Genomic DNA, 6,763 nt, shown 5'->3' with positions numbered 1-6,763 from the left:
CTTGTCGCTGGCGGCGCACGTCGATAGGACCTGCAAAGGCATATACGGTCTTGTCGCTTCCCGGAAGGTCCCGGACCTCGATCCAATCCGGTGTATCGCGGTCGATGAAGTTGCGGTACCAGGCGTGTTCGCGCGGGTCGTATTCGGTGTCGGTGAAGGTCCGTTCTTCGAACTGAATATCGCCGGGGATAAAGATGTAACGGTCGTTGCGCAGCATTCGGTCGCGAATGTTTTCATCGATTTCCATCATTTCCAGCCCGCTGTCGCCCAAGCGATGTGCGGCGAAGAAGTTGCCGTCGGGCCAGCCGAAGGTGATCCACGAGATGTTAGGTTGTGCCTGTATTTGAGACAGGAACACAAACTCGCGCTTGTCTGCCTGGCGCGTCTGGATGACGTCTTGGATGAAAATCGTGCGGACTGCCGCCCAGGCTGCCTCGGCCGATCTGAGGGTCAGCCCAACCTCGATGCGTACGGTATTGGCGATCTGTCCGTTGATTTCGGCCGCCAGCATGCGGCTGTTTTCTCGTGCCGTTGTCCACCACAACGAATGCACGACAAAGGTCGACACGCCGATCGACAGGGCAACAAGTATAGATACGGCGATCCCTACACTGACACGCATTCCAGCTCCACAACGACCCAAAGCAACCGTCGGTTCAATTGGTTTTACCGAAGGGTCGTCTTGAGCTTAGTGGGTGCCCTGATTTGTTTCCAGTCGGTTGAGTGGGATATGCCAACTTGTTTACTTGACGTTGAGTGCCGCCTGCTTCGGATCTGCCAGACGCCGCGTTGCCGCCAGCTCGGCGACCGGAAATTTGGGCCAGTCGGGTCGGGATCCTCTCTTTAGAAACGACCCCTGCACATTGGGCATCCGCTGACTGAAGGAAAATGAAGGATGCCATGTCACAAATGAGCACTCGACCGGTAATAACGGCCGAGTGCGTTTTGGGTTCTTCTTCAGGCGATCGACATGCCCAAAGCTTCGAGTTGATTCACCAGCGCGCTGTTCGCATCGTCGATAGAGTTCCAGTCATCTGCGGTGAGGTTGCCGAGGTTCAGGTCCTCCGCCTGAATATCCCGGAGCGTCACGGTGTGGCCTCCGTTTCCGACAACTTCAAACACCAGATCATCGCCAATTTCGCTCACTGTGACATCTGCTGCACCGAGAGAGTTGAAGTCCAGAACATCCTCACCTGTGTCGAAACCGGTGATTTCTGTCTGAACGCCCCAGTTCCACGTGAGCTCGGCAACATCGACACCTGTGCCGAATGTGACAGCGCCTGCTGTTTCGCCATTGCCGGTGTCCGTGGTTCCGCCATCTGTACCACCATTATTGTCAGTGCCAGAGGAACCTCCGGTGAGGTCGCCTGTTCTGGTCTGATGGCCGTCGGTCGTAGCGCCGGCGGGCGCTTCGGGTGTCAGCAACATTATGCGGTCAACCAGCGTTACATCGTTTTGATCGAACCCGAACGGAACCTCCAGATTGTCTTCCATCACCTGATCGTGGTGAAATTCCACCAAGCCTGGGATCAGATCTGCCTTGGTGACACCTGTCAGCGTGATGCTCTGCCCGCTGGGCAGGGACGATATGACAAGGCCCGCGCTTGTGTCCTCGACACTCAGACGTTCGCGTGTGCCAAAGTAAAGAAAGCTGATCTTCATTGCGGTCGGATCGAACCCGTCAATCACTTCGTGGACACCATATTCGTGGCTTCGCACATAGATCGTGTCGGCGTCACGCGGGCCAACGCCTTGTTCCCAGCTCACAACAGCCCCCATGTCTTGCCGGAAGTGTTCGTTTCCAACCACGCCGAAATCGTCGATTGTGACATCCTGATAGGTGACGCCCTGTACGATTTGCGCCGCGTCTGACCACGGGCTGTCGATCACAATCTCACCCGTTGGTGATTTGGTCACAATCATTCCGTGCACCGAAGTTCCGCCAAAATCCAACTGATCCATGCCCGGGCGGAACCCGGTAATATCGTCGGCGTTGCTATCGGCCCGGTACTTGATGCCACCCGTGTCTGTTGTTCCTGTCGAGGCAGGGGGGTTCGATCCATCAGTGTCATCGCTCAGGACATAGCCTTCGCCCGCTCCTGGGGTGACGACAATTTGACCTAGGGCCGACGAGACCTCGTTCAGAACCGCCTGATCCGAGATCGAGAAGTTGCTGATGTCCAGATCTGACAATCCAAAGCCGGTGAATATGATCTGCGTGGTGGTTTGGCCAACGGTCAATTCGATGCGGACGGTCTGACCCAGAGCATCTCCGCTTTCCTCAAAAATGGCAAAGCTTTCGGCTGTTACGTCCGGGCCCAGTTCGATGACATCGCCCATCGCTGGCTTAAAACCGTCAATCACTTGTGCGTCCGATGCCAGACTCAGCGTGACATGCATATGCTGATGGTTGTGGCCATTTTCTCCACCATGCATCCCTCCGCCGTGGTGTGTCCCGTCAGATCCCACCAGACCCAGCACCTCGGTTGCTGCGGTGCTGTCCAGAATGGTGAAGTTTGCAGGGCTCAAATCCGCCAAAGTTACGCCGCTCAAGGTGGTGGATTGGTTGTTGGACGGGATGGCGAACACAACCGATCCGTTGACTTCACTTACGTCCAACGCATCCGCACCCACCCACGAGATGAAGATCGTATCCGTTGCCGGGTCGAAATCCGGTATCGTGACATCCGTGCCCCAAGCCCAGTTTATGACCACATCCGCTGTGTTTTCGTCAGTATTTGCGGTGCCGTTCCCGGTCGGACCTACCGGTACTGATGGCTCGGAGGGAGGAGAAACGTTTCCGGTTTCAGTCCAGCCCCCGGTGTCTATCGGCAAGATACCATCGGTATAGACCATTATGGCGTCTTCAACTGTCGGCGAGTCATAACCCCCGAATTGATCGATATAGCGCAGAATGGACGTGCCGTATTCATCCACGGATACATTGCCGCCCTGAAGCAGAGACAGGGTTCCCCACGCCCCGCGCAAATGCGCCGCTGCCATTATGCCTGTCAGGGTCAATGTGACAGTCACTTCCTGACCGTTTTCGATATAAGTCCGCGTGGTCCCAACATAATCGTCAAGGCTCTCGCCCTGATAACCAAGACCGGTTTCGATCACCTGAAGATTGTACCCAAACGCCTCTTGGATCGCGCGTTCTTGCGCGGTCTTTGTGGTGAAGTCCTGCAGCGAATTGACACCGTTCTTACCGGTCCAGTTTCCATCCCACGTATTCGAAGCCGCGCCGTTCCCGTAATAAACATCATCAGTATAATAACCGAGGTCGATCAACAGGGCCTCTCCGAACTGGTAGCCCACAAAACCCAGCGAGTTCATGGAACGGTAAGACATGGCGTCCCATTCCTCGTTGGTCAGATCAGACCAGCTGGAATAACCGGTAAAAAATTCAGTAACTTCACCACCCGCCCATTGGTTCAATTGCCAATCCTGAATGTTGCCTGAGTCATAGCGCTCCCTGTCCCAGCCGGACTCAAATGCGCGCAAGGCGTCGCGAAATTCTTCGTATGTTCCGTTACTCATTTTAACAGACTCCCATCTTGTCTTTCTCAACAAAAGCACTGCGGCTTTTTTCGCCCGGTGATTTCGGACCTGAATTGCGTAACAACTCAGATGTTCGGGAAACGTTAATAGTTCATTAACGAATGAAACTGCGCGGATACGGGCCTAGACCGGTACGTTGGATGCGCAAAAAAACGCCATAGGTCAGTAGGTTAAGGGAGGTTTTGAGCAGGAAACGATACAGTTGCGCGGCTCTTCGCCAAATTTAGATTTGCACAATAATTAACTTTTGCTCGGGCCCGATTCACTTTTGTCCGACCCACCAGACACTGGGACCGCACACCTGGTCTAACAATTGTGGATTCCCATCTTGTTCTTGGCACTCTGAACGGCCTCATCTGACTGGTCCAATTTGATTGTTAGTGCATCATCGGCCTTTGATCTATCGGGATGATGGTTTCGGGTGCTGGCGCGCGATAGCCCAGCGCACTGAAGACACTAATGTGTTTCACGCACAAAACACCACGCCTGACCATCAGCGAAATCGCCAACCAACTGGATTTGAACCGGACGACCACATATCGGCTGGTCTCTGCACTTACGGAACTTGGGTTTCTTCAGAAACTCGAAGCGTCGGGAAAATATGCCCCAGGCACCACGCTTATCCGGTTGGGAGAATTGGCAAGCAACGAGTCCGATGTGCGGCGCATTGCGCAGCCCAGTCTTGCCAAGCTGCATGATGCCACGGGCGAGACCGTGCACCTGGGCAAGCTCACAGATGGCGAGGTCGAGTATCTGGACAAACATGACTTCCGATCCGAGGTACAGCTGCGCAGCGTGATCGGCGGCAGGATGCCCGCATATTGTACGGGTCTCGGAAAGGTTCTTTTGGCCTATCGGAGTGATAATGAAGTTCAGGAAGTCATCGACCAACACGGTCAGGAACCCCGAACCAGTACCACCATCACAACACCAGCTGCCCTGCGTGAGGAGCTTTCGCATATCCGTAACCGGGGTTACGCACTGGATGACGGTGAGAATTCCGAACTCGTGCGTTGCGTCGCCGTCCCCGTCTTTCGGCATCCCGGAGAGTGTGTTGCAGCGGTTAGCACATCCACCGTAGGTGTGCCTTTGACAAGTGCGCAATTCAAGGAAATCACAAAAAAACCATTGCGACCGGAAAAGAAATCTCTCGCGCTTTGGGTTACCTGGATCCGATGGCATAGCAACACCAAAACCCACATGTGTGCGCTGTCGCCTTTGACCGGGGGTCAGCCGATGGTTTCGCTGAATGAACAAGCTGGAAGGCATTGTGCATCCATGGCAAGCTTCTCGCTGTCGCGGTCTGGATCATCGCCGTTTCAACCCCACTGCAGCGAAACATGAACTAAGGTAAAGAAACTCCAGATGTGCCAGACCGCTCGTCTGGTGCGGGTATTCGTGATCTCAAACAACCCCATGCTCTACAACCTGCTCGGGATGCGAGTCTGCCCAATCGGCAAGAAAAGCGGACATCTCGGGAACCGTCGAAAACTGTGACGCTTTCCGGGGCAGTGTTACACCCTTTTCAAGCACCATCCGTGCGCACTCGATGTGGTTGCGATGCGCTCTTTGTGGGCAGTTTTCCGAGCCGTGGATGATCGTTGACAACAACGTGCCGCCGTATGCGTTAGTGTGGTCGAGGTCGGGATTCTGACTCAGAAAATATGTCATGACGTCGGACATCCCTTCCCAACCCGCCAGGTGCAGTGGCGGCATTCCCATTTCGTCCGGCAGGTTGGGGTCAAAACCTATCTCGACCAGGTTTTGCATGTGAGGCAAAGTACCCTCGCGCCAAACGAGGCGGCATAACAGGTATTTCATTTCTTCTGACAAGGTGGTCATGTCTACGCGGTCATCGGGTTCGAGCTCACCATCTGCCGCGCGCGCAAGGCATGCTTCTGTCGTGGACAGCTGCGTGGATGCTCCTGCTCGTTCCAAAATCCCGGCCACATCCCGGTTGCCAAAAATGCGAGCAAAGGCATAGGGCGTGTGACTGCGGCTGACAGCATTTGGGTCCGCGCCATATTCCAGCAAAAGCCGGGCGATTTCTCCTGATGCCAGACGGCGGGCGGCTTGATGCAGGGCAGGTATCACCAAGGAAGGTTCACCAGACGGGTGCGGCGTGATGCCTTCGTTGGGGTCCGCGCCATGCTCGAGCAACAGACGAACCGCTTCGGTATCGTCAAAGTCTATTGCGCGCGGCAGTGCATTGGTGCCTTTGGGATTGGCACCATGCTCCAGCAGCAATCGAAGCCCCTCAGTATGGCCCAATTCGGTGGAGTGATAGAGTGACTCGTTGTCGTCTGGATCGGCGCCATGTTCCAACAGCCACTTGGCCAACGGCATATTGTCGGCGTGGCCTAAAGCCCCGTAAAGTGCGGACAGGCGATGCTCTGCGTCCGGGTCGAACGCAAAACTGTCATTCACGTCTGCGCCGTGTGCCACAAGCAGCTTGGCCATTGCCAGCATATCGTCTGCCTTTTCAGGCGCTGCCTGAATGTGTTTCGAAAATGCCAGATGGCACATTGGTCGCCGGGGCGGATAGTTGCGGGTCGCGGCCGTTGCATCCTGCGTCAGAATTTTGCGCATTGCGTCCACGTCATACAGCGCAACAAGAAGAGGAACCTGCCCCTCGGCGAGTGTTGGATCTTGAGCAAGCAAATATGAGACTGTCTCGGGCGAGCCGTTATACAGTGCCCACCGCAGCCGCCCCTGTTTCTGCGCCCTGTCCATGCCTTGGGTCTCAACAGCCAGTTTCAGCGCAGGCCACGAGGCATAGCCAGACTCGCGCGCGATGACATGCAAACAATCGGCGTGTTTATAGGTCCCGTTACTTGTCGTTGGAACAACACCATGCACGCGCAGTTTCGCACCTTTGTCGCCTGCGGCTAATGCTTTGCCCAGCGCCTTGGCGTCACGGCGCAATTGGTCGAGAGATTTGGTCATCGGTCTTCCCTCCACTGCCCGACGGTCCGCTAATCCGGGCTGAGAAACCGATGTGGTTTTCACACATTCTCAATGAGGTGCCGATGACAGCTTTCCGCGGACCGGGTGGCCGCCTCGACACGGCCTGACACAAGAATACTGCTTGCCATCACCTGCTGCAAGCACAACGGCTTGCCGCTACATCCAAACTGGAAGTCAAGCGCACCTAAAAAAGGTGCTTTGGACAATTTGCCCGAAGAGCCCGAGCACCAATGTA

3 protein-coding genes and 1 pseudogene are annotated in these 6,763 nt (G+C 55.4%); 1 reads left to right on the top strand and 3 read right to left on the bottom strand.

Annotated elements, in window-relative coordinates; translation table 11 throughout:
• Together AC2FNU_RS07015 and AC2FNU_RS07010 are read right to left on the bottom strand one after the other, a co-directional pair.
• Nucleotides 1–622 (bottom strand): annotated as a pseudogene (locus AC2FNU_RS07015) (adenylate/guanylate cyclase domain-containing protein); the annotation flags it as partial.
• A 335-nt stretch (nucleotides 623–957) separates the two neighbouring features.
• Nucleotides 958–3,540 carry a hypothetical protein gene (locus AC2FNU_RS07010; RefSeq protein ID WP_496786500.1) on the bottom strand — a complete coding sequence of 861 codons (2,583 nt, stop codon included), beginning with the start codon at nucleotides 3,538–3,540 and terminating at the stop codon, nucleotides 958–960.
• A gap of 480 nt (nucleotides 3,541–4,020) precedes the next feature.
• Here AC2FNU_RS07010 and AC2FNU_RS07005 point away from each other — a divergent pair, with 480 nt between their 5' ends.
• Nucleotides 4,021–4,905 carry an IclR family transcriptional regulator gene (locus tag AC2FNU_RS07005; RefSeq protein WP_496786495.1) on the top strand — a complete coding sequence of 295 codons (885 nt, stop codon included), beginning with the start codon at nucleotides 4,021–4,023 and terminating at the stop codon, nucleotides 4,903–4,905.
• A gap of 60 nt (nucleotides 4,906–4,965) precedes the next feature.
• On the opposite strand, the gene AC2FNU_RS07000 is transcribed toward AC2FNU_RS07005, so the two are convergent.
• On the bottom strand, nucleotides 4,966–6,507 hold the full coding sequence (locus AC2FNU_RS07000) for an ankyrin repeat domain-containing protein (protein ID WP_496786492.1): 1,542 nt from the start codon (nucleotides 6,505–6,507) through the stop codon (nucleotides 4,966–4,968).
• Nucleotides 6,508–6,763 lie beyond the last annotated feature (256 nt).

This window comes from Ruegeria sp. BHSB064 (assembly GCF_059613205.1).
This window is presented reverse-complemented; position numbering and strand designations above follow the sequence as displayed.

Excerpts from the sequence above, each read along its gene's own strand:
- AC2FNU_RS07010 (WP_496786500.1), bottom strand. The coding sequence starts at position 3,540 with ATGAGTAACGGAACATACGAAGAATTTCGCGACGCCTTGCGCGCATTT.
- AC2FNU_RS07000 (WP_496786492.1), bottom strand. The coding sequence starts at position 6,507 with ATGACCAAATCTCTCGACCAATTGCGCCGTGACGCCAAGGCGCTGGGC.
- AC2FNU_RS07005 (WP_496786495.1), top strand. The coding sequence starts at position 4,021 with ATGTGTTTCACGCACAAAACACCACGCCTGACCATCAGCGAAATCGCC.